The sequence below is a fragment of the Pseudomonas quercus genome (genome assembly GCF_012033695.1).
GTDB classification, from domain to species: domain Bacteria; phylum Pseudomonadota; class Gammaproteobacteria; order Pseudomonadales; family Pseudomonadaceae; genus Aquipseudomonas; species Aquipseudomonas quercus.
On the sequence record NZ_JAAVJI010000010.1, the window covers coordinates 160,045 to 182,086 of the forward strand.

Annotated in this window: 27 protein-coding genes; 17 read left to right on the top strand and 10 right to left on the bottom strand. The window is 60.6% G+C overall.

Annotated elements, in window-relative coordinates:
• Positions 1 to 9 precede the first annotated feature (9 nt).
• From HBH25_RS16470 to HBH25_RS16485, 4 genes are read right to left on the bottom strand one after another with little or no spacing between them, the layout of a single operon-like run.
• Complete coding sequence (locus HBH25_RS16470) at positions 10 to 2,055, bottom strand: methyl-accepting chemotaxis protein (RefSeq protein ID WP_168085026.1); 2,046 nt, start codon at positions 2,053 to 2,055, stop codon at positions 10 to 12.
• Between the two features lie 21 nt (positions 2,056 to 2,076).
• A complete protein-coding gene (locus HBH25_RS16475) occupies positions 2,077 to 2,616 on the bottom strand; it encodes a chemotaxis protein CheW (protein WP_168085027.1) in 540 nt (179 codons plus the stop codon).
• A gap of 8 nt (positions 2,617 to 2,624) precedes the next feature.
• Positions 2,625 to 2,990 (bottom strand): twitching motility response regulator PilH, encoded by a 366-nt coding sequence (gene pilH, locus HBH25_RS16480; protein ID WP_168085028.1) that lies wholly within the window; start codon positions 2,988 to 2,990, stop codon positions 2,625 to 2,627.
• Positions 2,991 to 3,041: 51 nt separating this feature from the next.
• Entirely contained in the window at positions 3,042 to 3,443 is a 402-nt protein-coding gene (locus HBH25_RS16485) for a response regulator (RefSeq protein ID WP_168085029.1), read from the bottom strand.
• Positions 3,444 to 3,669: 226 nt separating this feature from the next.
• Here HBH25_RS16485 and gshB point away from each other — a divergent pair, with 226 nt between their 5' ends.
• The 7 genes from gshB to HBH25_RS16520 all read left to right on the top strand — a co-directional run bounded on the left by gshB (position 3,670) and on the right by HBH25_RS16520 (position 9,523).
• Positions 3,670 to 4,623 (top strand): glutathione synthase, encoded by a 954-nt coding sequence (gene gshB, locus HBH25_RS16490; protein WP_168085030.1) that lies wholly within the window; start codon positions 3,670 to 3,672, stop codon positions 4,621 to 4,623.
• Between the two features lie 87 nt (positions 4,624 to 4,710).
• Positions 4,711 to 5,613 (top strand): energy transducer TonB, encoded by a 903-nt coding sequence (locus HBH25_RS16495; protein WP_168085061.1) that lies wholly within the window; start codon positions 4,711 to 4,713, stop codon positions 5,611 to 5,613.
• Between the two features lie 58 nt (positions 5,614 to 5,671).
• The gene (locus HBH25_RS16500; protein WP_168085031.1) at positions 5,672 to 6,241 is read left to right on the top strand and encodes a YqgE/AlgH family protein; all 570 of its coding nucleotides are present in this window, start codon (positions 5,672 to 5,674) and stop codon (positions 6,239 to 6,241) included.
• The gene (ruvX, locus tag HBH25_RS16505; RefSeq protein ID WP_168085032.1) at positions 6,241 to 6,681 is read left to right on the top strand and encodes a Holliday junction resolvase RuvX; all 441 of its coding nucleotides are present in this window, start codon (positions 6,241 to 6,243) and stop codon (positions 6,679 to 6,681) included. The genes HBH25_RS16500 and ruvX overlap by 1 nt, the downstream gene beginning before the upstream one ends.
• A 39-nt stretch (positions 6,682 to 6,720) precedes the next feature.
• Positions 6,721 to 7,254, top strand: coding sequence for a bifunctional pyr operon transcriptional regulator/uracil phosphoribosyltransferase PyrR (gene pyrR, locus HBH25_RS16510; RefSeq protein WP_168085033.1), 534 nt, complete (start codon positions 6,721 to 6,723; stop codon positions 7,252 to 7,254).
• The gene (locus HBH25_RS16515; RefSeq protein ID WP_168085034.1) at positions 7,251 to 8,255 is read left to right on the top strand and encodes an aspartate carbamoyltransferase catalytic subunit; all 1,005 of its coding nucleotides are present in this window, start codon (positions 7,251 to 7,253) and stop codon (positions 8,253 to 8,255) included. The genes pyrR and HBH25_RS16515 overlap by 4 nt, the downstream gene beginning before the upstream one ends.
• Complete coding sequence (locus HBH25_RS16520) at positions 8,252 to 9,523, top strand: dihydroorotase (RefSeq protein ID WP_168085035.1); 1,272 nt, start codon at positions 8,252 to 8,254, stop codon at positions 9,521 to 9,523. The genes HBH25_RS16515 and HBH25_RS16520 overlap by 4 nt, the downstream gene beginning before the upstream one ends.
• 96 nt (positions 9,524 to 9,619) lie before the next feature.
• On the opposite strand, the gene HBH25_RS16525 is transcribed toward HBH25_RS16520, so the two are convergent.
• The gene (locus HBH25_RS16525) at positions 9,620 to 10,045 is read right to left on the bottom strand and encodes a TM2 domain-containing protein (protein WP_168085036.1); all 426 of its coding nucleotides are present in this window, start codon (positions 10,043 to 10,045) and stop codon (positions 9,620 to 9,622) included.
• Between the two features lie 247 nt (positions 10,046 to 10,292).
• Here HBH25_RS16525 and HBH25_RS16530 point away from each other — a divergent pair, with 247 nt between their 5' ends.
• Entirely contained in the window at positions 10,293 to 10,931 is a 639-nt protein-coding gene (locus tag HBH25_RS16530) for a C40 family peptidase (protein ID WP_168085037.1), read from the top strand.
• 325 nt (positions 10,932 to 11,256) lie between these two features.
• Here the strand turns inward: HBH25_RS16530 and HBH25_RS16535 are convergent, their stop codons facing one another.
• On the bottom strand, positions 11,257 to 12,291 hold the full coding sequence (locus HBH25_RS16535) for a type IV pilus twitching motility protein PilT (RefSeq protein ID WP_168085038.1): 1,035 nt from the start codon (positions 12,289 to 12,291) through the stop codon (positions 11,257 to 11,259).
• Positions 12,292 to 12,357: 66 nt separating this feature from the next.
• Here HBH25_RS16535 and HBH25_RS16540 point away from each other — a divergent pair, with 66 nt between their 5' ends.
• From HBH25_RS16540 to HBH25_RS16575, 8 genes are all read left to right on the top strand, one after another.
• Positions 12,358 to 13,056, top strand: a complete 699-nt coding sequence (locus HBH25_RS16540) for a YggS family pyridoxal phosphate-dependent enzyme (protein WP_168085039.1) — start codon at positions 12,358 to 12,360, stop codon at positions 13,054 to 13,056.
• A 20-nt stretch (positions 13,057 to 13,076) separates the two neighbouring features.
• The gene (proC, locus tag HBH25_RS16545; RefSeq protein ID WP_168085040.1) at positions 13,077 to 13,895 is read left to right on the top strand and encodes a pyrroline-5-carboxylate reductase; all 819 of its coding nucleotides are present in this window, start codon (positions 13,077 to 13,079) and stop codon (positions 13,893 to 13,895) included.
• 10 nt (positions 13,896 to 13,905) lie between these two features.
• On the top strand, positions 13,906 to 14,496 hold the full coding sequence (locus tag HBH25_RS16550) for a YggT family protein (RefSeq protein WP_168085041.1): 591 nt from the start codon (positions 13,906 to 13,908) through the stop codon (positions 14,494 to 14,496).
• Positions 14,497 to 14,638: 142 nt separating this feature from the next.
• The gene (metX, locus tag HBH25_RS16555; protein ID WP_168085042.1) at positions 14,639 to 15,778 is read left to right on the top strand and encodes a homoserine O-succinyltransferase MetX; all 1,140 of its coding nucleotides are present in this window, start codon (positions 14,639 to 14,641) and stop codon (positions 15,776 to 15,778) included.
• A 7-nt stretch (positions 15,779 to 15,785) separates the two neighbouring features.
• Positions 15,786 to 16,406, top strand: a complete 621-nt coding sequence (metW, locus tag HBH25_RS16560) for a methionine biosynthesis protein MetW (protein WP_168085043.1) — start codon at positions 15,786 to 15,788, stop codon at positions 16,404 to 16,406.
• Positions 16,407 to 16,503: 97 nt separating this feature from the next.
• Complete coding sequence (rdgB, locus tag HBH25_RS16565) at positions 16,504 to 17,100, top strand: RdgB/HAM1 family non-canonical purine NTP pyrophosphatase (RefSeq protein WP_168085044.1); 597 nt, start codon at positions 16,504 to 16,506, stop codon at positions 17,098 to 17,100.
• A 5-nt stretch (positions 17,101 to 17,105) separates the two neighbouring features.
• Positions 17,106 to 18,245 (top strand): radical SAM family heme chaperone HemW, encoded by a 1,140-nt coding sequence (gene hemW / locus HBH25_RS16570; protein ID WP_168085045.1) that lies wholly within the window; start codon positions 17,106 to 17,108, stop codon positions 18,243 to 18,245.
• Between the two features lie 9 nt (positions 18,246 to 18,254).
• Positions 18,255 to 18,578, top strand: coding sequence for a DUF3392 domain-containing protein (locus HBH25_RS16575; RefSeq protein ID WP_168085046.1), 324 nt, complete (start codon positions 18,255 to 18,257; stop codon positions 18,576 to 18,578).
• Between the two features lie 95 nt (positions 18,579 to 18,673).
• On the opposite strand, the gene trmB is transcribed toward HBH25_RS16575, so the two are convergent.
• The 4 genes from trmB to HBH25_RS16595 all read right to left on the bottom strand — a co-directional run bounded on the left by trmB (position 18,674) and on the right by HBH25_RS16595 (position 20,896).
• The gene (gene trmB, locus HBH25_RS16580) at positions 18,674 to 19,396 is read right to left on the bottom strand and encodes a tRNA (guanosine(46)-N7)-methyltransferase TrmB (RefSeq protein ID WP_168085047.1); all 723 of its coding nucleotides are present in this window, start codon (positions 19,394 to 19,396) and stop codon (positions 18,674 to 18,676) included.
• 8 nt (positions 19,397 to 19,404) lie between these two features.
• Complete coding sequence (locus tag HBH25_RS16585) at positions 19,405 to 20,199, bottom strand: thiazole synthase (protein WP_168085048.1); 795 nt, start codon at positions 20,197 to 20,199, stop codon at positions 19,405 to 19,407.
• A gap of 43 nt (positions 20,200 to 20,242) precedes the next feature.
• Complete coding sequence (thiS, locus tag HBH25_RS16590; protein ID WP_168085049.1) at positions 20,243 to 20,443, bottom strand: sulfur carrier protein ThiS; 201 nt, start codon at positions 20,441 to 20,443, stop codon at positions 20,243 to 20,245.
• An 81-nt stretch (positions 20,444 to 20,524) separates the two neighbouring features.
• Entirely contained in the window at positions 20,525 to 20,896 is a 372-nt protein-coding gene (locus HBH25_RS16595; RefSeq protein WP_168085050.1) for a DUF423 domain-containing protein, read from the bottom strand.
• 71 nt (positions 20,897 to 20,967) lie between these two features.
• Between HBH25_RS16595 and mtgA the strand changes: the two genes are divergently transcribed.
• On the top strand, positions 20,968 to 21,690 hold the full coding sequence (mtgA, locus tag HBH25_RS16600; RefSeq protein WP_420708498.1) for a monofunctional biosynthetic peptidoglycan transglycosylase: 723 nt from the start codon (positions 20,968 to 20,970) through the stop codon (positions 21,688 to 21,690).
• Positions 21,691 to 22,042: the final 352 nt, after the last annotated feature.

Below are 22,042 nucleotides of genomic sequence, written 5' to 3' on the forward strand. Positions count from 1 at the left end.
GCCCTCTCCTCATCGCTCGGTAGGCGTTGGCAAGGTGAAGCCGGACACGGAACGCCGCATTTCACCCGCCATCTGGGCCAGGTTGCTCATGCTTTCGGCCGCAGCGGTGGAGTCCGAAGACGTTTGCGTGGTGATCTCCTGAATCACGGCCATGGTGTGGGAAATTTGCCCAGCCGACGAGGTTTGCTGCTGGGCCGCATTGGAAATACGCTGGATAAGAGCGGCCAGGTCTTGGGAAACGTTTTCGATTTCCTCCAGGGCCACGCCTGCATCTTGTGCCAACCTCGCGCCGCGCACCACTTCGTAGGTTGTCTGCTCCATGGACATCACGGCCTCGTTGGTGTCGGCCTGGATAGCCCGCACCAGCATCTCGATCTGCCGGGTGGCGGCCGAGGAACGCTCTGCCAGGCGCTGGACCTCATCGGCGACCACCGCAAAACCACGACCGGCCTCCCCGGCCATGGACGCCTGAATAGCTGCGTTGAGTGCAAGAATGTTGGTTTGCTCTGCGATGTCATCGATCAGGCCGACAATGTCGCCGATTTCCTGGGAAGACTCACCTAACCGCTTGATGCGCTTGGAGGTGTCCTGGATCTGGAAACGAATCACGTCCATGCCCTGAATGGTGTTGTGCACCACTTCGCTACCTTTGTTGGCAATGTTGACCGAGCGCTCGGCCACCTTGGCCGACTCGTAGGCATTGCTGCTCACATGGTCGATGGACTGCGCTATATCGCTGATGGCTCTGGACGCCTCGCTGATCTGCTGGGCCTGATGCTCGGACGCCTTGGCCAACTGCCGCGCCGTACCCTGAGTATCCTGCACGGCAGCAGAGACACGCTCGGCCGCACGGTTGATGGTCGCTACCAAGTCCCGCAACTGGTCGATGGAGTAGTTGATGGAGTCTGCAATGGTGCCTGTGAAGTCTTCGGTTACCGAGGCGGCTACTGTCAGGTCACCCGCCGCCAGCCCTTCGATCTCATCCAGCAGCCGCATGATTGCGTGCTGGCTGCGCTCGTTCTTTTCAGCCGTTTCACGCAGGCGCCGGTTGGTCTCGCGCACCATGATGGTGGCCATCAGAATGATACAGGCCAAGGCCAGCAGGCCCAGCAGGTAGCCACCCACTACGTCCAACGTGCGTGCACCGGCCCTGTCCTCCAGCCCTTCTGCCAAGCGTGAGGCTTCATCCAACAGGGTCTGGGACAGGTTGAAAATCTCGGTTGACGCTGCCCTGACCCTGAATAGCTCAGGCGAGGTCTCCAGTATTTCGCCCACCGAACCGGATACAAACGCAAACAGTTCGGCAATCTCCTGCAACCGCGCACGGGCTATAGGGTCGTCTACCTGGCGTATACCTTGGGCACTGCTGCCGTTGAGCATTCCATTGAGCACCACGCCAAAACGATTGGCATCGCGGCCAAAGGCCTCGGCAGCGCGGGCCGCATTTTCATCACCGGCTAATACGATATTGACCGACCCCAGAATTCGTTCGGCCAACAGGGATTGCCGTTGCGCGACCGCCACCTGCTCTGCAGGAGCACCGCGACGCAGCAGGTTATCCACCACTTTCTCAGATTCGAGCTGTAGCTGAGGCACGGTTTCAGCGAGCGTAGCGGCCACTTGGTGTAACGAGAGCACTGTCTGCTCGCTGGCCAGGATAGTGTCCGCGCTTTTGCGCAGCCGGTCCCAGTCGCGCTGCACGGCGATCATTTGCTCATGCACCGTGTGAGGCACGGGCGGCAGGCCGGTATGGGTGTCGCCTTCGGTCAAGTAGTGCCAGCGACGGTCGAATTCGTTGCGTGCCGTAGTCAACTCGCGAAAGGCATCGGCCTTGCCTGCTGCCGCTTCGGTAGCGTTCTTGGCAATACGCTGGGACACCACGCGCAGCTCGCCTGCATGGCCAATGTACTGCTTGTCATGGTTGGCTTGGGTGCTGAGGTAGGCGAAGTTGGCGAACAACAGCATGATGAGCACTACCAGCGCCACGAACAGGCCTGCAATTTGGGCGGTGCTTCTGGAGCCTTGCAAAGGGTTGCCTTTGACCGCACTGCTCATCGCGTTCGCCTTGCCAAGGTGTCATGCCGCCACATTCAGAAACTCCGTTGCCGTCACCAGCGCGTAGGGGCTGAACACCGCCCACTCACGCTCATGGAGAAAATAGCCTTTTACGAAAGGCGCCAAGGCTTCGTCCAGGCTCTCTGGCCGTACGGGCGCCAGGTCCGCCGCTGGAAAATGCTGAAGCCCGGGCGCTTCGTCTACCAACAACCCCGTGAACACATCATCGTGGTCGATTACCAGTACCCGGCGCTGCCGCCGATGGCTGGACAACGCTGCACCGAAGTACCCCGACAGGTTCATCACTGGCAGCAGGCGACCACGCACGTTGGCGACACCCAGCATCCAGGGCTTCACGCCAGGAATACGGGTCATGCGTGGCTCGGGCAACACTTCGGCAACTTCGGCCATGGGCGCCACGTACCAGCCATTGCCCATGCGAAAGCTGATACCACTCCAGGGCGGTTCGCCTTCCTGTTCCAGCGGAAGGCCGGTGGCGCGCAGTCGACAGCGTTGGTCAATGGCCAACAACAATTCGAACGCGGTATACGAGGGGTTCATCCGTGCTGTCAGCCCACCAGTACGTTCTGGAGCGCCGCCACCAGTGCGCTTTCTTCGAACGGTTTGGTCAGGTATTCCCGTGCGCCTTGGCGAGCACCCCACACCCTGTCGGTTTCCTGGTCCTTGCTGGTAATAATGATGATAGGAATCGTGGCCGTGGACTCGTCCTTGGTCAGTTGGCGCGTGGCCTGGAAACCGTTCATTCCAGGCATCACGATGTCCATCAGCACAGCATCGGGCTTTTCCTGCCGGGCAAGCGCAACGCCGTCGCCCCCATTGGCTGCCTTGAGTACTTGATGGCCTAGGCGCTCGAGCATGCCGGTCAGCTTTTTAAGCTCGGTTGGCGAGTCATCGATAATCAGGATTCGGGCCATGCTGTTCCTCGTTCGATTAAGAGTAAGCCGTCGCGGCACCTGCTGTACCCTTCAGGGTAGCAGCGGCTGGAAACCAGGCACCTGAGCCTGGATAGCCTCCAGCAATGCAGCGCGGTCGAAGGGCTTGGTCAAAAACCGATCTGCGCCAACCGCCCGCGCCCTCGCCCGGTCGAACAAGCCTTCTCGCGACGACAGCATTATCACTGAAGTTCCTGCGAAACGGGCGTTCTGTTTGATCAATTGGCAGGTTTGGTAGCCGTCTAGGCGGGGCATCATTACGTCAATGAACACTACGTCTGGCCGATGATCGACCAGTTGGGCCAATGCGTCGAAGCCGTCCACGGCAACAATGACTTGGCATCCCACCTGCTGCAACAGTGTCTCGGCGGTATGGCGAATGGTTTTGGAGTCGTCCACCACCAAAACTTTCAAGGTTGGCGAATGCTGTTCCATCAGGTGCTCATTGAAAGAGAGTGAATGGCCGGTGAATGTAGGCCTGCCCATGGCACCCTGCAGGCCCTGCTCGCTGGCAAGCAATAGGCATATGCTGGAAGCCTTTTAGCACACTCCCAGCCGTGGTTCTATGTTGCACCCTTGTGCATACGCTTGACCATCGGGTTCGCGCGGGCCACCCTGAGCGCCATCAAAACCTGCTCATCCTGCCTGGAGACACACCACCATGCCCATCCGCGTCGGCATCGTCATGGACCCTATTTCGCGCATCAACTACAAGAAGGACACATCCCTGGCGATGTTGCTCGCCGCACAGGCGCGCGGTTGGGAACTGACCTACATGGAGCTGCCGGACCTGTACCAGGCCAATGGCCAACCGCGCGCCAAGGCCTGTGGGCTGAAGGTTTTCGCCAACCCGGAGCAGTGGTACACCCTGGAAGCACCCCAGGACATCGCGCTGCAGGACCTGGACGTGATCCTGATGCGCAAGGACCCGCCCTTCAACATCGAGTTCGTGTACGCCACCTACTTCCTGGAGCAGGCCGAGCGCGCGGGTGTACTGGTAGTGAACAAGCCGCAGAGCCTGCGCGACTGTAACGAGAAACTGTTTGCCACTCAGTTCCCGCAGTGCAACCCGCCCACGCTGGTGAGCCGGCGCCAGGACATCATTCGCGATTTCGTGGCCGAACACGGCGACGTGATTCTCAAACCGCTGGATGAAATGGGTGGCGCATCCATTTTCCGCCACCGCCAAGGTGACCCCAACCTGTCTGTGATTCTGGAAACCCTGACGGTTCACGGCACCCACCAGACCATGGCGCAGAAATACATCCCTGCCATTACCGAAGGCGACAAACGCATTCTGATGGTCGACGGCGAACCCGTGGATTATTGCCTGGCACGCATTCCTGCGGCTGGGGAAACCCGTGGCAACCTGGCAGCCGGTGGCCGTGGCGAGGCGCGCCCCCTGACCGACCGTGACCGCTGGATCGCTGCCCAGGTAGGCCCCAGCCTGCGCGAGAAAGGGCTCTTGTTCGTAGGCTTGGACGTGATTGGCGAGTACCTGACCGAGATCAACGTCACCAGCCCCACGTGCGTGCGGGAAATCGATGCAGCCTACGGCACAGACATCGGTGGCCTGCTGATGGACGCCATCGAGCGCAAGCTTCAGGCGCGCTAACGTTACCTGGGCGACGCGAAGCGGGGCATATGGAGTATCATGCCCCGCCATTCGCTGCTACGCGCCCAGGGCCAGGCCGGGTACTTAATGACCAGTTTTACCATGCTCTCTTCAAAGCTTGCGCCAAAGGCTGACCGCCCCGCGGACCGCTTGGGTTTTGCGCTGCTCGTTGCTGCCTTGTTGCACCTGGCCGTCATTCTTGGCGTGAGCTTCAGCCTGGAACCGCCTGCGCAAATCAGTAAAACCCTTGAAATCACCTTGTCCACCTTCAAAAGTGACAAGGCGCCAGAGAAAGCCGACTTTCTCGCCCAGGACAACCAACAGGGCAGTGGCACGCTCGAACACAAGGCCGTGCCGAAAACCACGGAAGTAGCGCCGTTCCAGAGCGAGCAGATCAACAAGGTGACCCCACCCCCTGCGCCCCGCCCAGTACGCGAGGATGCGCCGCAGAAAACCAAGGCCGTGGCCACTACTGCCACACAGGTGCACAAGACCGAAGCACGGCCGCAGAAACAGCCTGTGGACGAGAAGCCCCAGCCCGCCACACCCGACTTCGACAGTTCCCAGCTGTCCAGCGAGATCGCCAGCCTTGAAGCCGAACTTTCAAACGAGCAGCAGGCGTATGCCAAGCGCCCCCGCATCTACCGTTTGAGCGCGGCCTCGACCATGCGCGACAAGGGGGCCTGGTACAAGGAAGACTGGCGCAAGAAGGTGGAGCGTATCGGGAACCTGAACTACCCCGAACAGGCGCGCCAACAGCAGATCTACGGCAATCTACGGATGCTGGTGTCGATCAACCGTGATGGTTCACTGTACGAAGTGTTGGTACTCGAGTCCTCCGGGCAGCCTCTACTGGATGAAGCTGCTCAGCGCATTGTGCGCCTTGCAGCGCCTTTTGCGCCGTTTACCGGGGACCTTTCGGACATCGACCGGCTCGAAATCATTCGGACCTGGCGGTTTGCCAAAGGTGACCGGTTGTCCAGCAATTAGGGTTGCTATTGAATGCCCACCGCTTGAAAGCCCCCAGAGGCAGCGCCAAACTACGCCTATGAAGACCCTTGAAACCAGCTACCTCAAGCATCAGTTCCTGATCGCCATGCCACACATGGCCGATCCCAATTTCGCCCAGACGCTGACCTATATCGTCGAGCACACCGAGCGCGGTGCCATGGGGCTGGTAGTGAACCGGCCACAGGAGCTGAACTTGGCTGACATTCTCGAACAGCTCCGGCCAGACGTAACGCCTCCGTTGTCGGCGCAACTGGTGCCAGTGTATGGCGGGGGGCCGGTTCAAATGGACCGCGGCTTCGTGCTGCATACCAGTGGCCCGGTGTTCGATGCCACGGTAGAGCTGGGCGGCGTATCGCTGTCCACGTCCCAAGACGTGCTGTTCGCTATCGCTGACGGCAGCGGCCCCGAGCAAAGCTTGATCACGCTGGGGTACGCCGGCTGGGAAGCGGGGCAACTGGAAAGCGAGATGGCCGAAAACGCTTGGCTGACCTGCTCCTTCGACCCTGCCATTTTGTTCGATATACCCAGTGAAGCCCGGCTGACGGCCGCCGCGAAGCGCCTCGGGATCAACCTGAGCCTGCTCACCAGCCAGGCGGGGCACGCCTGATGGCGGTTCGGTTGTTGATCGGCTTTGACTACGGCAGCAAGCAGATCGGCCTGGCTGTTGGCCAGGTGATCACTGGCCAAGCCCGCGAGTTGTGCGTGCTCAAAGCCCAGAATGGCGTGCCGGACTGGCTCAAAGTCGAAGCCCTGCTTAAAGAGTGGAAGCCCGATGCACTGGTGGTAGGCCTGCCTTTGAACATGGACGGTACGCCCAGCGACATGAGCGCCCGCGCTGAAAAGTTTGCCCGCCAGCTCAATGGGCGTTTCAACCTGCCGGTCCATACCCACGACGAACGCCTGACCACCTTTGAAGCCAAAGGCGAGCGCATAGCCCGTGGGCAACGGACTCACAGCTATCGGGACAACCCGGTAGATGCGATCGCCGCACGGCTGGTACTTGAAGGCTGGCTGGAGGCCAACGCCGCAAACCTTTCCGAACCTTGACCTTGCCCGGCCGCAGGCCGCCGCTTTCCTGGAGTGTGCATGAGCTTACCCAACCCCGCCGACCTGATCGCCCAGATGGCCACTGCCCTTACGACAAGGCTGCAGGCTCGAGGCATCGATAACCCCCGTTTCATCGGCATACGTACCGGCGGTGTTTGGGTTGCCCAGGCCCTGATGGAGGCGCTGGGGCAGGCCACCGAGCTGGGTACGCTCGATGTGTCGTTCTACCGTGATGATTTCAGCCAGAACGGCCTGCACCCTCAGGTACGCCCCTCCAGCCTGCCCTTCGAGATCGAAGGCCAGCACCTTGTGCTTATCGATGATGTACTGATGAGCGGGCGCACGGTGCGTGCCGCACTCAACGAGCTGTTCGACTACGGTCGGCCGGCCAGCGTGACCTTGGTAAGCCTGTTGGACCTGGACGCAGCCGAGCTGCCTATCCGCCCTGATGTAGTGGGCGCCACGCTGTCCCTGGCCCCTGACGAGCGGGTAAAATTACTCGGCCCTACCCCGCTTACCCTGGAGCGCCAGGCCATTGGTGCTGCTGCCAGCCTTCAAGAGTCCACCCGATGACGCCAACCGACGCAAAGCGCCCCCTGCAACTCAACGACCAAGGTCAGTTACGGCATTTCCTGTCTTTAGACGGGCTCCCCCGCGAGCTGCTTACCGAAATTCTGGACACCGCTGACTCATTTCTGGAAGTAGGCGCTCGGGCAGTGAAGAAGGTGCCCTTGTTGCGCGGCAAAACCGTATGCAACGTGTTCTTCGAGAACTCTACGCGCACCCGTACCACGTTCGAACTGGCGGCCCAACGGCTGTCGGCAGACGTGATCACGCTAAACGTGTCCACCTCTTCCACCAGCAAAGGCGAGACGCTGTTCGATACGCTGCGCAACCTGGAAGCCATGGCGGCTGACATGTTCGTGGTGCGCCACGCCGACTCCGGTGCCGCCCATTACATTGCCGAACACGTATCGCCAGAGGTGGCGGTGATCAATGGCGGTGATGGCCGCCATGCGCACCCCACCCAAGGCATGCTGGACATGCTGACCATCCGCCGGCACAAGGGAGGGTTTGAAAACCTGTCCGTGGCCATCGTAGGGGATATCCTGCACTCCCGAGTAGCGCGCTCCAACATGATTGCGCTCAAGACCCTGGGATGTCGTGACATTCGTGTGATCGGCCCCAAAACCTTGCTACCCGTTGGCGTAGAGCAGTATGGCGTGACGGTGTATACCGACCTGGCCAAGGGCTTGAAGGACGTGGACGTGGTGATCATGCTGCGCCTGCAGCGCGAACGCATGCAAGGCGGCCTGCTGCCCAGCGAGGGAGAGTTCTACCGGCTGTTTGGCCTGACTACCCAGCGGCTGGCCCTGGCCAAGCCTGATGCGATCGTGATGCACCCTGGGCCGATCAACCGTGGCGTGGAGATCGAGTCTGCCGTGGCCGATGGCGCCCAATCGGTGATTCTCAACCAGGTAACCTACGGCATTGCCGTACGCATGGCGGTGCTGTCCATGGCCATGAGCGGCCAGGCAGCACAGCGGCAGATCGAGCAGGAGAGTTTCCAGTGACTGTAAGCATTATGGGTGCCCGCCTGATCGACCCTGTCTCAGGCCTGGACCAGCTCACCGACCTGCACCTGGAGAACGGCAAGGTGCTGGCCATTGGCGCCGCCCCAGCCACCTTCAGGGCGGCACAACACATCGACGCCCATGGGCTCATTGCCGCCCCAGGCCTGGTAGACCTCAACGTTTCGTTGCGCGAGCCAGGCTACAGCCGCAAGGGCACCATCGCCACGGAAACCCGCGCCGCCGCAGCCGGCGGTGTGACTTCGCTGTGCTGCCCACCGTTGACGCGCCCCATCCTGGATACCTCGGCTGTTGCCGAACTGATCCTGGACCGTGCGCGCGAAGCCGGCCACTGCAAGGTGTTTCCTGTTGGTGCATTGAGCAAAGGGCTGGAAGGCGAGCAGCTGGCTGAGCTGGTAGCTTTGCGGGATGTGGGCTGCGTGGCTTTCGGCAATGGCCTGAACAGTTTCAACAACACGCGTACCCTGTGCAGAGCGCTGGAATATGCCGCCACATTCGACCTGACCGTGGTGTTCAACTCCCAGGACCGCGACCTGGCGGCCGGTGGGCTGGCGCACGATGGCCCGATCGCCAGTTTCCTGGGCTTGGCTGGCGTACCTGAGACCGCTGAAACAGTGGCACTGGCCAGGGACCTGCTACTAGTGGAGCAAAGCGGTGTTCGCGCCCATTTCAGCCAGCTGACTACTGCCCGTGGCGCAGAAATGATCGCCCAGGCCCAGGCGCGTGGCTTGCCAGTGACAGCAGACGTGGCGCTGTACCAGTTGATTCTCACGGACGAAGCGCTCACCGGTTTTTCAAGCCTGTATCACGTGCTGCCACCGCTACGTACTGCCAAGGACCGCGATGGGTTACGTGCTGCGGTCAAGGCCGGCGTCATTCAAGCCATTTCCAGCCACCACCAACCCCACGAGCGTGATGCCAAGCAGGCACCGTTCGGTGCGACAGAACCCGGGATCAGCAGTGTGGAGCTGTTGCTGCCATTGGCTCTGACCTTGGTGGAAGAAGGCGTGCTGGACCTGCCCACCCTGTTGGCCCGCTTGACGGCAGGCCCGGCGCAGGCCCTGCGGTTGCCGGCAGGTGAACTGAAGGTGGGGGCACCAGCGGACGTGGTGCTGTTCGACCTGAATGCCACCACCCTGGCCGGCGAGCACTGGCATTCCCGCGGCCAGAACAGCCCGTTCATGAGCCACTGCTTGCCCGGCGCTGTGCGCTATACCTTGGTGGACGGAAAGGTCAGCCACCAGGCCTGAACCGTCACTTAACCTGCATGAGTGCGCTTTGCAGAGGCATGGTCCTACGCTCAACACGCCTAGGGCCATGCTCAATGCATGGCCAGGGCACCTGTCTCACCCCCGATACGCGTCGCGGTTTTCCTTGGACACTTGATCGTTGAGTGTCCAGAAGTCATACAGCACGCCCACCAGAAACAACCCGCCGGTGAAGAAGTAGATCACCGCCGTGATCCATTTGCGCTGGTACAGGCGGTGTACGCCAAATAGGCCGAGGAAGGTCAGCAGCAGCCAGGCAATGTTGTAGTCCAGTGGGCCACTGTGAAACCGCAGGTCTGCATGGCGATCCATGGCCGGGATCAGAAACAGGTCGATCAACCAACCAATGCCGAACAGCCCGAGGGTAAGAAACCACAGGGTACCTGTGACCGGCTTGCCGTAATAAAAGCGGTGAGCGCCGGTGAAACCGAAAATCCAGAGGGCATAACCGAAGATCAGGCTATGGGTATCGTGCAGCCGCGGTTCGGGCTGATAGGTATTCATAGGGGATGCCTTGCGGGGTGATAATTAAAATTTCTGGAAAGAATTGTGACTTTTGCACGGCGAGCCGACAAGCGGTCTTTGCCTGGAGAGTGTGCCCAAACCGGGCTATTACGGGGGTTAGCTGGTTTACATAGACACAAAACACTGCCTAAGGTTCGGTATGGGCGGATTCTGGATCGACCAGTGGCCCAAAAACAGGCAAAAAAGCTGTTATAAAGTTTCGCGCCACTACACTGAGCCCTGCCGAATGCACCCAATATTCAAGACATGGCTAACCATTTGCCTTTTATGTCCACTGGCCGCTTACGCCTCCAACCGTGAGCAAACCCTTCCTCCTAGCTTCTCGGGTTACACCGCCCAAGCAGGTACCGCCGAACATGCGCCACGTGCGCCGCGTCATTTGGTACGCAAGGCTGTACCTCATTCTGCGCAGGCCGCCGCTGCACAAATGGCCGCTCGCCAGAACAGCCAGAGCAATGCGGTGCTGAGCCGCGCAGTCAACGTGCTGGGAACGCCTTATAAATGGGGCGGTAGCAGCCCTAGCAAAGGCTTCGATTGCAGCGGGCTGGTCAAGTACGCCTTCAACGACGTGAAGGCTGTGAACTTGCCTCGCACCTCCAATGCCATGGCAGACGGCCACGGCGTCAAGGTTGCACGTGCCGACCTCAAGCCTGGGGACTTGATCTTCTTCAATATCAAGAGTGGCCGTGTAAACCACGTGGCCATCTACCTGGGCGAAGGCAAGTTCATTCATGCGCCTCGCCGGGGCAAGGCCGTGTCTATCGACACACTGAACAAGCCTTACTGGAACCAGCATTACGTGGTTGCCAAGCGGGTATTGCCCAAGCAGCCAGCCACGGCGAACCTTCGCATTACCCAACGCTGAGGTCGCTACAGCGCGGCGGCTTGCTGTGGGATCAGTTGTGGCCAAAGGCGGAAGCCTGAAGTCGCTATGGTGTAATGGCTGCCAAGGTTCGTCCGCTGCGCGAACTCCCACAAGGGGGCAGGCGCGTGAGCCTTGGTTGCTGTGGGACCGGGCGCAGCCAAAGGCGGAGACCGGGAACGGGCCGCCGCGGTGTATCAGTTGCCAAGGTTCGCCCGCTGCGCCCGCGCTGCGCGAACGCCTACAGGTCATACCGTGGCTGCCTGCTGTTGGACCGGTTGCAGCCCAAGGCGGAGGCCGGCAACCTGCAGTACGTTAGGGGCCAGGTTTACAGGCTGTCTGGGCTTTTTGCCTTTTCCCGGGCCGTATCCTTCGCGATGATGCCTTTGGCCAGCAGTTCCTTGAGGCACGCATCCAGGGTTTGCATACCTATCGAACCGCCGGTTTGGATGGCCGAGTACATCTGCGCCACCTTGTCTTCCCGGATAAGGTTACGGATAGCCGGCGTGCCGATCATGATTTCATGGGCCGCCACCCTCCCCCCGCCGATCTTGCGCAATAGGGTCTGTGAGATCACCGCCTGCAGTGACTCACTGAGCATCGAGCGCACCATGCTTTTTTCCTCTGCCGGGAACACGTCCACCACACGGTCGATGGTCTTGGCCGCCGAAGTGGTGTGCAAGGTGCCAAACACCAGGTGGCCGGTTTCCGCAGCGGTCAGGGCCAGGCGAATGGTTTCCAGGTCTCGCAGCTCCCCGACCAGGATCACATCCGGGTCTTCTCGCAAGGCCGAGCGCAGGGCGTGAGAGAAGCCCAGCGTGTCACGGTGCACTTCGCGTTGGTTCACCAGGCATTTCTTGGATTCGTGAACGAACTCGATCGGGTCCTCAATGGTAAGGATATGGTGGTGCTTGTTGCTGTTGAGGTAGTCGATCATAGCCGCCAGGGTGGTGGACTTGCCCGACCCTGTAGGCCCTGTCACCAGCACCAGCCCGCGGGGAACATCCGTGATGCGCTTGAACACATCACCCATGCCCAGGTCGTCCATGGTCAGCACCTTGGAGGGGATGGTCCTGAACACGGCACCAGCACCCCGGTTCTGATTGAAGGCGTTGACCCTGAACCGCGCTACGCCCGGCACCTCAAAGGAAAAGTCCGTTTCCATGAACTCTTCGAAGTCCTGGCGCTGCTTGTCATTCATGATGTCGTAGATCAGCCCCTGCACCGCCTTGTTGTCCAGTGGCGGCAGGTTGATTCGGCGTACGTCGCCGTCTACGCGGATCATGGGCGGCAACCCGGCAGAAAGGTGCAGGTCCGACGCGCCTTGTTTCGCGCTGAAGGCCAACAACTCGGTAATGTCCATGAGACTCCCCAAATACAGACAAGCAGGTAGAATGCCGCAGACCCCTAAAGCCGCTGGCGCCAAGTAATGTCCACCATAGCAGACAACCTTTCTTCGGTGAGTGCGCGAATTGGCGCGGCAGCCCAGGCTGCAGGCCGTGAGCCGAGCAGCGTGAACCTGCTGGCCGTGAGCAAGACCAAGCCGGCCCAGGCCATACGTGAAGCCCATGCTGCAGGCCAGCATCATTTCGGTGAAAACTACCTGCAGGAAGCCTTGGCCAAACAGGCCGAGCTTACCGACCTGGACGTGACCTGGCATTTCATCGGCCCGATCCAGTCCAATAAAACCAAGGCCATCGCCGAGCACTTCGCGTGGGTGCATTCGGTCGACCGGCTCAAAATTGCCCAGCGCCTGTCCGAGCAACGCCCACCCCACCTGCCACCGCTGAACATCTGCCTGCAGGTGAACATCAGCGGCGAGGCGAGCAAGGCCGGCTGTGAGCCGCAAGACCTGGCGGCCCTGGCCAGTGCCGTCGCTGCACTGCCACGCCTGCGCTTGCGTGGTTTGATGGCCATTCCTGAGCCCAGCACGGAGGCTACCGAGCAGAACGCGACCTTTGCTCGGGTCACTGCCCTGCGCGATGGGCTAAGCCTTGGCCTGGACACGCTGTCCATGGGCATGAGTGACGACCTGGAGGCAGCTATCGCCCAAGGCGCGACCTGGGTACGCATAGGCACTGCGCTCTTTGGCGCCCGCGACTACAGCACGCCCAACGCCCCTGTTTGAACCGATTCGAAGGATTTCCCATGAGCACACCACGCATTGCCTTTATTGGTGCCGGCAACATGGCCACCAGCCTGATCGCCGGGCTACGGGCTGAAGGTATCGACAGCAGCCATATAACCGCCAGCGCCCGCAGTGAGGAGACCCGCGCGCGCATTGGTAGCACCTACGGCATCGCCACCTTTGCAGACAATGCCGAAGCGGTGAAAGGCGCTGACGTCATCGTGCTGTCCGTCAAGCCGCAGGTTATGAAGGGCGTGTGCGAGGCCTTGCGCCCCGCCTTGCAACCTGGCCAGTTGATCGTCTCCGTGGCTGCCGGGATCACGTGCGCCAGCCTGCAAGCCTGGCTGGGCGAATACCCGGTGGTACGCTGCATGCCTAATACCCCGTCACAGCTTCGCCAAGGCGCCAGCGGGCTGTACGCTACGGCACAAGTGACGAACGACCAGAAAGCCGTTACCGAGCGGTTGCTAGGCGCAGTAGGCCTTGCTCTGTGGCTGGACACCGAAGCGCAGCTACACGCTGTGACGGCTGTTTCCGGAAGCGGCCCGGCTTACTTTTTCCTGATGATCGAAGCCATGACTCAAGCCGGTGTGGACCTAGGGCTGCCCCGTGACACCGCTGAAGCATTGGCTGAGCAAACCGCACTGGGCGCCGCACAGATGGCATCGACCAGCGACGCGGATGCCGCCGAGCTTCGCCGTCGGGTCGCTTCGCCGGGAGGTACGACGGAAGCCGCCATCAAGGCTTTCCAAGCGAATGGTTTTGAAGCATTGGTAGCGAAGGCCCTCAGCGCTGCGGCGCACCGTTCGAAAGAACTGGCCGAACAACTGGCCAACTAAGGAGCATTAGATGATTGGACTTAACACCGCATTGATTTACGTGCTGCAAACCCTTGGCAGCTTGTACCTGCTGATTGTGCTGCTGCGTTTTGTGCTGCAACTGGTGAGGGCAGACTTCTACAACCCCCTGAGCCAATTCGCGGTGCGGGCCACTCAACCCCTGCTGCGCCCCATCCGCCGGGTGATTCCCAGCCTGTTCGGCCTGGACATGTCCTCGCTGCTGCTGGCCATCGTCATTCAGTTGGTCGTAATGGCGCTCACCTTATTACTGGCCTATGGCACCACAGGTAACCCTGTGCAGCTGTTGATCTGGTCGATCATTGGTGTCACTGCGCTGTTTCTGAACATCTTCTTCTTCGCCATGATTATCAGTGTGATCCTTTCGTGGGTCGCACCGGCCAGCCACAACCCTGGCGCAGAACTGGTCAACCAGATCTGCGAGCCCATACTGGCACCCTTCCGCCGCCTCCTGCCTAGCCTGGGTGGCCTGGATATCTCGCCGATTCTTGCCTTCATGGTGCTCAAGCTGCTGGACATGCTGGTGATCAACAACCTGGCGGCCATGACTGGCATGCCGCAGATTCTGCGCACGTTGATCTGACCGGTAGGCATAGCATCCTAACCGCCCAGGCGCCGGGCTTTGCCCGCGCTTGTGATGCTGGGCAAGATAGACAGGGGCAAAGCCTTGCCCCCTTCGCCCCCCCTCCTTATCCTTACGCCTCATTTGAGTGAGAGCAGGGTCGATGCCTACAGCCTTCCCCGACGATTCGGTTGGTCTGGTCACGCCACAGGTGGCGCGCTTCAGTGAACCGTTGCCCTTGGCCTGTGGCCGCTCGCTGGCCAGTTATGAACTGGTCTATGAGACCTATGGCCAGCTCAACAGCACCGCCAGCAACGCTGTCCTGATCTGCCATGCGCTTTCAGGGCATCACCATGCAGCCGGCTTTCATAGCGAAGCCGATCGCAAACCAGGCTGGTGGGACAGCGCCATTGGCCCAGGCAAGCCCATCGATACCCGCCGGTTCTTTGTGGTTGCCTTGAACAACCTGGGTGGGTGCAACGGCTCCACAGGGCCTGGCAGTACCGACCCTGTTACGGGCAAGCCGTTTGGGGCGACCTTCCCAGTGCTTACTGTGGAAGACTGGGTACACAGCCAGGCCCGCCTGGCCGACAGGCTGGGCATCAAACAGTGGGCGGCCGTGGTGGGCGGCAGCCTGGGCGGCATGCAAGCGCTACAATGGGCGATCAGCTACCCCGATCGGCTGCGCCATTGTGTGGCCATCGCCTCGGCACCCAAGCTGTCGGCCCAAAACATCGCCTTCAACGAAGTGGCGCGGCAAGCCATCCTCTCAGACCCTGAATTCCACGGCGGTGACTTCCAGGCTGAAGGCGTGATTCCCAAACGCGGGCTGATGCTGGCACGCATGGTGGGCCACATCACGTACCTGTCAGATGACTCCATGGGCGAGAAATTCGGCCGAGAGCTCAAAAGCGATCAGCTGGCGTATGACTTTCACAGTGTGGCATTCCAGGTAGAAAGCTACCTGCGGTATCAGGGTGAAGAGTTTTCCGGGCGGTTCGACGCCAACACCTACCTGTTGATGACCAAGGCGCTGGACTACTTCGACCCCGCGGCTGCCCATGGGGATGACCTGGCCAAAACGCTTTCAGGCGTGACGGCAGATTTCTGCATCATGTCCTTTACCACCGACTGGCGCTTCTCACCGGCCCGGTCACGGGAAATCGTCGATGCACTGATGGCAGCACGCAAAAGTGTGTCCTACCTGGAAATCGATGCGCCCCAGGGCCACGATGCCTTCCTGATCCCCATTCCACGCTATTTGCAGGCATTTGCCCGCTATATGAACCGTATTGCGATCTGAGGTGCCCATGAGAGCCGATCTGGAAATCATCCAGGAATGGATACCGGCCGGTAGCCGGGTACTCGACCTGGGCTGCGGTAATGGCGAACTCCTGGCGTGGTTGCGCGACCACAAAGGCGTGACCGGCTACGGCCTGGAAATCGACCCTGACAACATCAATGAATGCGTGCGCAAAGGCGTGAACGTGATTGAGCAGAACGTCGACAAGGGGCTGGGCAATTTCGCCAGCAACAGTTTCGATGTGGTAGTCATGACCCAGGCCCTGCAGGCCATGGAGTACCCGGACCGTATTCTGGAAGAGATGCTACGGGTTGGCCGGCAATGCATCATCACCTTCCCCAATTTCGGCCACTGGCGTTGCCGCTGGTACCTGGCCACCAAAGGGCGCATGCCGGTGTCAGAATTCCTGCCCTATACCTGGTACAACACGCCTAACATCCACTTCTGCACCTTCGAAGATTTCGAAGCCCTGTGCCGGGAGCGCAATGCACAAGTACTGGAACGCCTGGCGGTCGATCACCAGCACCGCCATGGCTGGGCCAGCCGGGCCTGGCCCAACCTGCTGGGCGAGATTGGCATCTATCGGCTGAGCAGCCCCCAGCTGCGCCCTGAACATATGGCCGTTTGACCGTTTGGCCCCCGCGCTTGCCCCCGCCACTGTCGAGGGGCATGCTGCCCGCTATTTTTCGGCGCGCTACCGCCGATACGGATGAAGCCCTTACCTCATGATTACGCTTACGCAGTTGGTACTCGCCAGCCATAACGCCGGCAAGCTCAAAGAACTCCAGGCCATGCTGGGCCACCAGGTGCACCTGCGCTCGGTGGGCGAGTTCAGCCAGGCCGAGCCGGAAGAAACCGGGCTGTCCTTTGTTGAGAATGCCATTCTCAAAGCCCGCAATGCTTCACGCCTGTCGGGCCTGCCCGCACTGGCGGACGACTCAGGGCTGGCCGTGGACCACTTGGGCGGCGCGCCAGGCATCTATTCTGCTCGCTACGCCGATGGGCAGGGTGATGCAGCCAACAATGCCAAACTGCTGGCTGCCCTTGAAGGTTTGCCTGAAGCCGAGCGTGGCGCGCAGTTCGTCTGCGTACTGGCGCTAGTGCGCCATGCCGACGACCCGCTGCCCATCCTGTGCGAAGGCCTGTGGCATGGCCGTATTCTGCAGGCGGCCAGCGGTGCCAATGGCTTTGGCTACGATCCACTGTTCTGGGTGCCTGAGCGCAACTGCTCCAGTGCTGAACTCAGCCCTACCGAAAAGAACCAGCTCAGCCATCGGGCACGTGCCATGGCCCTGTTGCGCCAGCGCTTGGGCGTTGAGTGACGCCGATGCCTGACTTGCCGCCATTGGCGTTGTACATCCATATCCCGTGGTGTGTTCGAAAGTGCCCTTATTGCGACTTCAACTCCCATGCAGCCGGGCCGGACATCCCTGAAGACGCCTATGTCAGCGCGTTGCTGGACGACTTCGACCGAGAGCTGCCGGGAGCTCTAGGCAGGCCGCTGACGTCTATCTTCTTTGGCGGTGGCACACCCAGCCTGTTCAGTGCGGTAGCGTTGGGTCGTTTGCTGGACGGGCTGCGCGCGCGCATTCCTATGGCCGCTGACGTGGAAATTACCCTTGAGGCCAACCCAGGCACGTTCGAACAGAACAAGTTCACAGCCTACCGCGCGTTGGGCATCAACCGGCTATCCATCGGCGTGCAGAGCTTCCAGGCCGACAAGCTTGAAGCGCTGGGGCGTATCCACAGTGGCGATGAAGCGCTGCGGGCTGCGGAAATGGCGCGGCGGGCGGGGTTCGATAACTTCAACCTGGACTTGATGCACGGCTTGCCCGGCCAAAGCCAGGACGAAGCACTGGGCGACCTGCGCCAAGCCATCGCGCTCGCCCCTACGCACCTGTCCTGGTACCAACTGACCCTGGAACCCAATACGGTGTTCTGGAACCAGCCGCCTCAGTTGCCTGAAGACGACATTCTCTGGGATATCCAGGAGGCCGGGCAGGCCCTGCTAGCCAGTGCAGGCTTTGCCCAGTACGAAGTGTCGGCCTACGCCCGGCCGGGCCGTGCGGCACGGCATAACCTCAATTACTGGAGCTTCGGGGATTTCATCGGCATCGGCGCTGGGGCCCACGGCAAGCTTACGGCAGCGGACGGCACCGTACGGCGTACCTGGAAAACCCGCCTGCCCAAGGACTACCTGAACCTGGCCAAACCTTTCATGGCAGGCGACAAGGTACTCGAACCAGAAGAATTGCCGTTCGAGTTTCTGATGAATGCCTTGCGGCTGACCGATGGCGTGCCTGCCGCGCTGTTCACGGCACGCACCGGCTTGCCATTGGCTGCCCTGGCCGAAGGCCGCGCTGTGGCCGAACGCAAAGGCCTGCTGCTGGCAGATCCCGAGCGGCTGGCCGCGACCCCACGAGGCCAGCTGTTTCTCAACGACCTTCTGCAACTGTTTTTGACCTAAGGACCCGAGATGGAACCGCTACTGGATGTGCTTGAAACAATGTCGCGCTGGTGCCGAGGCAACCTGTCGGAAATTGCCCTGGCATTGGTAGGCTGCGCGCTGGTGCTGTTCGGCTCCCATGTGAAAAATTGGGGCGCGCAGAAAGTAGGGAGCTTCAGCGGCGCATTACGCGCCCCGGCCCTAGCATTAGGTTGCGCAGTGGGCAGTGGCGCGTTGCTGATTCATGCCACACCTTGGGTATTGCGTGGTTTGCAGCAATTCAACAACTACAGCCTGGCACCCGCATTGATTGCAGTATTGGTGGCCATTGGAGTGGTGGCTGATAGGAAATAGCCAAACTACTGTAGGAAGAGGGCGAAGCCCGCGAACAAACGCGCTAAGGCGCAGAGGTATTCGCGGGCTTTGCCCGCTCCCTACAGAGGCAACGGTTAATCTACCCGCTCGAACTTCAAATCCCATACCCCATGCCCCAACCGCTCGCCACGGCGCTCGAACTTGGTGATGGGGCGTTCGCTGGGCCGCTCCACGCAACCACCGCCAACAGCCTGGTTACGGTAGCCAGGTGCCACGTTCATGACTTCCAGCATGTACTCGGCGTAAGGCTCCCAGTCGGTGGCCATGTGCAACACGCCGCCGGGCTTGAGCTTGGTGCGTACCAGTTCGGCAAAGGCTGGCTGCACGATGCGCCGCTTGTGGTGGCGGCTCTTGTGCCAAGGGTCGGGGAAGAACAGCATCAACCGGTCCAGGCTGGCATCGGCCACGCAGCGCTTGAGCACTTCGATCGCATCGCAGTCGTACACGCGCAGGTTCTTCAAACCTTGTGTAAGCACACCGTTGAGCAGTGCGCCCACACCTGGCCGGTGGACTTCCACGCCAATGAAATCCTGTTCTGGCGCAGCGGCGGCCATTTCCAGTAGGGAATGCCCCATACCGAAGCCGATTTCCAACGTTCGTGGGGCCGCACGGCCAAACACTTGGTCGAAGTCTACAGGTGCGTCGGCCAACGGCAGGATAAACAATGGCCCGCCTTGCTCCAGGCCTCGCTGCTGACCTTCAGTCATGCGGCCAGCGCGCATTACGAAACTTTTGATGGCACGGTGGTGGGCCGGGGTGCCCTCACCCTCAGCCGGGGTGTTATGCGAATCAGTCATGGACGCTCTTATTTGATCAGGCCATCCAGCGGTGAAGACGCGCTGGCATAGAGTTTTTTCGGCATGCGACCGGCCAGCCAGGCCAGGCGGCCGGCAATGATCGCGTGTTTCATCGCTTCGGCCATTTGCACGGGATTCTGTGCATGCGCGATGGCCGAGTTCATCAGCACGGCTTCGCAGCCCAGCTCCATGGCAATGGCAGCATCCGACGCAGTACCCACACCGGCATCCACGAGTACGGGCACCTTGGCTTCTTCCAGGATGATCTGCAGGTTGTAAGGGTTGCAGATGCCCAGCCCTGTACCGATCAGCCCCGCCAGCGGCATGACCGCGATGCAGCCGATTTCGGCCAGTTGGCGTGCAATGATCGGGTCGTCGCTGGTGTACACCATCACGTCAAACCCTTCCTTGACCAGCGTTTCGGCGGCCTTGAGGGTTTCGATCACGTTGGGGAAGAGGGTTTTCTGGTCAGCCAGTACTTCCAGTTTCACCAGGTTGTGGCCGTCGAGCAGCTCACGGGCCAGGCGACAGGTGCGTACGGCTTCCAGGGCGTCGTAGCAGCCTGCAGTATTGGGCAGGATGGTGTAACGGCTGGGCGGCAACACGTCCAGCAGGTTGGGTTCCCCTGGGTTCTGGCCGATGTTGGTGCGGCGTACGGCAACCGTCACAATCTCGGCCCCGGACGCTTCGATGGCCTGGCGGGTTTCTTCCAGATCGCGGTACTTGCCCGTGCCCACCAGCAGGCGGGATTGGTAGGTACGGCCAGCGAGAACGAACGGCTTGTCGCTGCGGGAGGTACTCATTGGATAATCCTCATAGGTGGGTGAACAGGGGACACAGGCAGGGCTAGCCACCACCGATGGCTTGCACCACTTCCACCTGGTCACCCTCGTTCAGTAGCGTGCTGGCATGTGCGCTTCTAGGCACGATGTCCAGGTTCAGCTCGACAGCGACACGACGCTCGGCCAGATCCATGCGGGCCAATAGGCCAGCGACCGTTTCACCGTCGGGCAGCTCGAAGGCATCTCCGTTCAACTGTATGCGCATGTAGGGCGCCATCTGGAAAAGTGAGGGCGTGCATTCTAGCCCGATCCCCCTTCTCGACCAAGGCGCGTGCGACGGCCAGGCTCAGCCCAGGCGCCAGGCAGCTAGCCCCAGGCAGGCCCAGCCCGCCAGGAAAGCCAGCCCACCGAAGGGTGTAATGATCCCCAAGCGGGCGACACCGGTCAGGGTAAGTGCGTAGAGGCTGCCGGAAAACAAGACGATACCCAGGCAAAACGACGCGCCCGCCCAACCGATCAGGCGGCCCGGCAGCACGTTAGCCAACACGGCAACGCCTAGCAAGGCCAGGGCGTGAACCAGTTGGTATTGCACACCCGTTTGAAAGATAGCCAGGTACTCAGGCGTGAGACGGCCTTTGAGGCCGTGAGCAGCAAAAGCACCCAAGCCAACACCGGTAAAGCCGAAAACGGCCGCCAACATCAGGAAACTACGCAACATAAAGGTTCGTCCAGATCGACAGGCATCAGGCCTGTATAATGGCCCGCTCTTTCGGCCGGGCCAAGCTCACTATGCTAGGGACTTTACTGCACCACATTCGTCGCGTTCTCATGTGGTTTGTCATTGGTAGCGTAGCGCTGGTACTGGTGCTTCGCTGGGTACCGCCACCTGGCACGGCCTTGATGGTGGAACGCAAGGTTCAGTCGTGGCTCGACGGCCAGCCCATAGACCTGCAGCGCACATGGCGCCCTTGGAGCAGCCTGCCAGACGACTTGAAAGTCGCGGTTATCGCGGGTGAAGACCAGAAATTTCCCTTCCACTGGGGTTTTGACCTTCAGGCCATACGTGCCGCGTTTTCCCACAACGAGCAAGGTGGTGCACTTCGAGGCGCCAGTACGCTCAGCCAGCAAGTATCCAAGAACATGTTCCTGTGGTCTGGGCGTAGCTACCTGCGCAAAGGGCTGGAAGCCTGGTTCACGGTATTGATCGAGGTGCTGTGGCCCAAGCAGCGTATTCTTGAGGTCTACCTCAACAGTGCTGAATGGGATGACGGCGTATTCGGTGCGGAAGCGGCAGCGCAGCACCACTTCCATACCAGCGCAACCAACCTCTCACGCCAACAGGCCAGCCTGCTCGCAGCTGTGTTGCCTGCACCACGGGAGTGGAGTGCTGCAAGGCCCAGCCCGTATGTACTGCGCCGGGCAGCATGGATTCGGCAGCAGATGGGGCAATTGGGCGGGGCGGATTACCTGAACAACCTGAACAAGGCCAGAGCCCTGCCTTGGGCAGATTAAGCTAACCCGTCGTATCGGAAACTGTAGGCGCTGCCATAGCCGGCAGATCAAGCCTTCCCAAACCCTGAAACATCGGAAAAAGCTGTTCCCTGGCTGCGCCAGGTCCTACAGGATTTGCACCAGGCTGTGCGCTGTGGGAGCTGGCGTAGCCGGCGAACCTGGCCGTACAGACACTTGGGATATCAGGTGCAATTCGTTCCCTAGCTGCGCCAGGTCCTACAAGACTGGACTGCCCCCAAGAAGTTGGACACCTACCCAACCTTGGGAGGATCCATGGGTAAGTACACCGATCAGTTCAAGCTCACAGCCGTTGCTGCCTACCTGGAAGGCAGCAACGGCTTCCGAAAAGTGG

Coding starts and splice junctions, on each gene's coding strand:
- HBH25_RS16470 (WP_168085026.1), bottom strand. CDS start 2,055: ATGAGCAGTGCGGTCAAAGGCAACCCTTTGCAAGGCTCCAGAAGCACC.
- HBH25_RS16475 (WP_168085027.1), bottom strand. CDS start 2,616: ATGAACCCCTCGTATACCGCGTTCGAATTGTTGTTGGCCATTGACCAA.
- pilH (WP_168085028.1), bottom strand. CDS start 2,990: ATGGCCCGAATCCTGATTATCGATGACTCGCCAACCGAGCTTAAAAAG.
- HBH25_RS16485 (WP_168085029.1), bottom strand. CDS start 3,443: ATGGAACAGCATTCGCCAACCTTGAAAGTTTTGGTGGTGGACGACTCC.
- gshB (WP_168085030.1), top strand. CDS start 3,670: ATGCCCATCCGCGTCGGCATCGTCATGGACCCTATTTCGCGCATCAAC.
- HBH25_RS16495 (WP_168085061.1), top strand. CDS start 4,711: ATGACCAGTTTTACCATGCTCTCTTCAAAGCTTGCGCCAAAGGCTGAC.
- HBH25_RS16500 (WP_168085031.1), top strand. CDS start 5,672: ATGAAGACCCTTGAAACCAGCTACCTCAAGCATCAGTTCCTGATCGCC.
- ruvX (WP_168085032.1), top strand. CDS start 6,241: ATGGCGGTTCGGTTGTTGATCGGCTTTGACTACGGCAGCAAGCAGATC.
- pyrR (WP_168085033.1), top strand. CDS start 6,721: ATGAGCTTACCCAACCCCGCCGACCTGATCGCCCAGATGGCCACTGCC.
- HBH25_RS16515 (WP_168085034.1), top strand. CDS start 7,251: ATGACGCCAACCGACGCAAAGCGCCCCCTGCAACTCAACGACCAAGGT.
- HBH25_RS16525 (WP_168085036.1), bottom strand. CDS start 10,045: ATGAATACCTATCAGCCCGAACCGCGGCTGCACGATACCCATAGCCTG.
- HBH25_RS16530 (WP_168085037.1), top strand. CDS start 10,293: ATGCACCCAATATTCAAGACATGGCTAACCATTTGCCTTTTATGTCCA.
- HBH25_RS16535 (WP_168085038.1), bottom strand. CDS start 12,291: ATGGACATTACCGAGTTGTTGGCCTTCAGCGCGAAACAAGGCGCGTCG.
- HBH25_RS16540 (WP_168085039.1), top strand. CDS start 12,358: ATGTCCACCATAGCAGACAACCTTTCTTCGGTGAGTGCGCGAATTGGC.
- proC (WP_168085040.1), top strand. CDS start 13,077: ATGAGCACACCACGCATTGCCTTTATTGGTGCCGGCAACATGGCCACC.
- HBH25_RS16550 (WP_168085041.1), top strand. CDS start 13,906: ATGATTGGACTTAACACCGCATTGATTTACGTGCTGCAAACCCTTGGC.
- metX (WP_168085042.1), top strand. CDS start 14,639: ATGCCTACAGCCTTCCCCGACGATTCGGTTGGTCTGGTCACGCCACAG.
- metW (WP_168085043.1), top strand. CDS start 15,786: ATGAGAGCCGATCTGGAAATCATCCAGGAATGGATACCGGCCGGTAGC.
- rdgB (WP_168085044.1), top strand. CDS start 16,504: ATGATTACGCTTACGCAGTTGGTACTCGCCAGCCATAACGCCGGCAAG.
- hemW (WP_168085045.1), top strand. CDS start 17,106: ATGCCTGACTTGCCGCCATTGGCGTTGTACATCCATATCCCGTGGTGT.
- HBH25_RS16575 (WP_168085046.1), top strand. CDS start 18,255: ATGGAACCGCTACTGGATGTGCTTGAAACAATGTCGCGCTGGTGCCGA.
- trmB (WP_168085047.1), bottom strand. CDS start 19,396: ATGACTGATTCGCATAACACCCCGGCTGAGGGTGAGGGCACCCCGGCC.
- HBH25_RS16585 (WP_168085048.1), bottom strand. CDS start 20,199: ATGAGTACCTCCCGCAGCGACAAGCCGTTCGTTCTCGCTGGCCGTACC.
- thiS (WP_168085049.1), bottom strand. CDS start 20,443: ATGCGCATACAGTTGAACGGAGATGCCTTCGAGCTGCCCGACGGTGAA.
- HBH25_RS16595 (WP_168085050.1), bottom strand. CDS start 20,896: ATGTTGCGTAGTTTCCTGATGTTGGCGGCCGTTTTCGGCTTTACCGGT.
- mtgA (WP_420708498.1), top strand. CDS start 20,968: ATGCTAGGGACTTTACTGCACCACATTCGTCGCGTTCTCATGTGGTTT.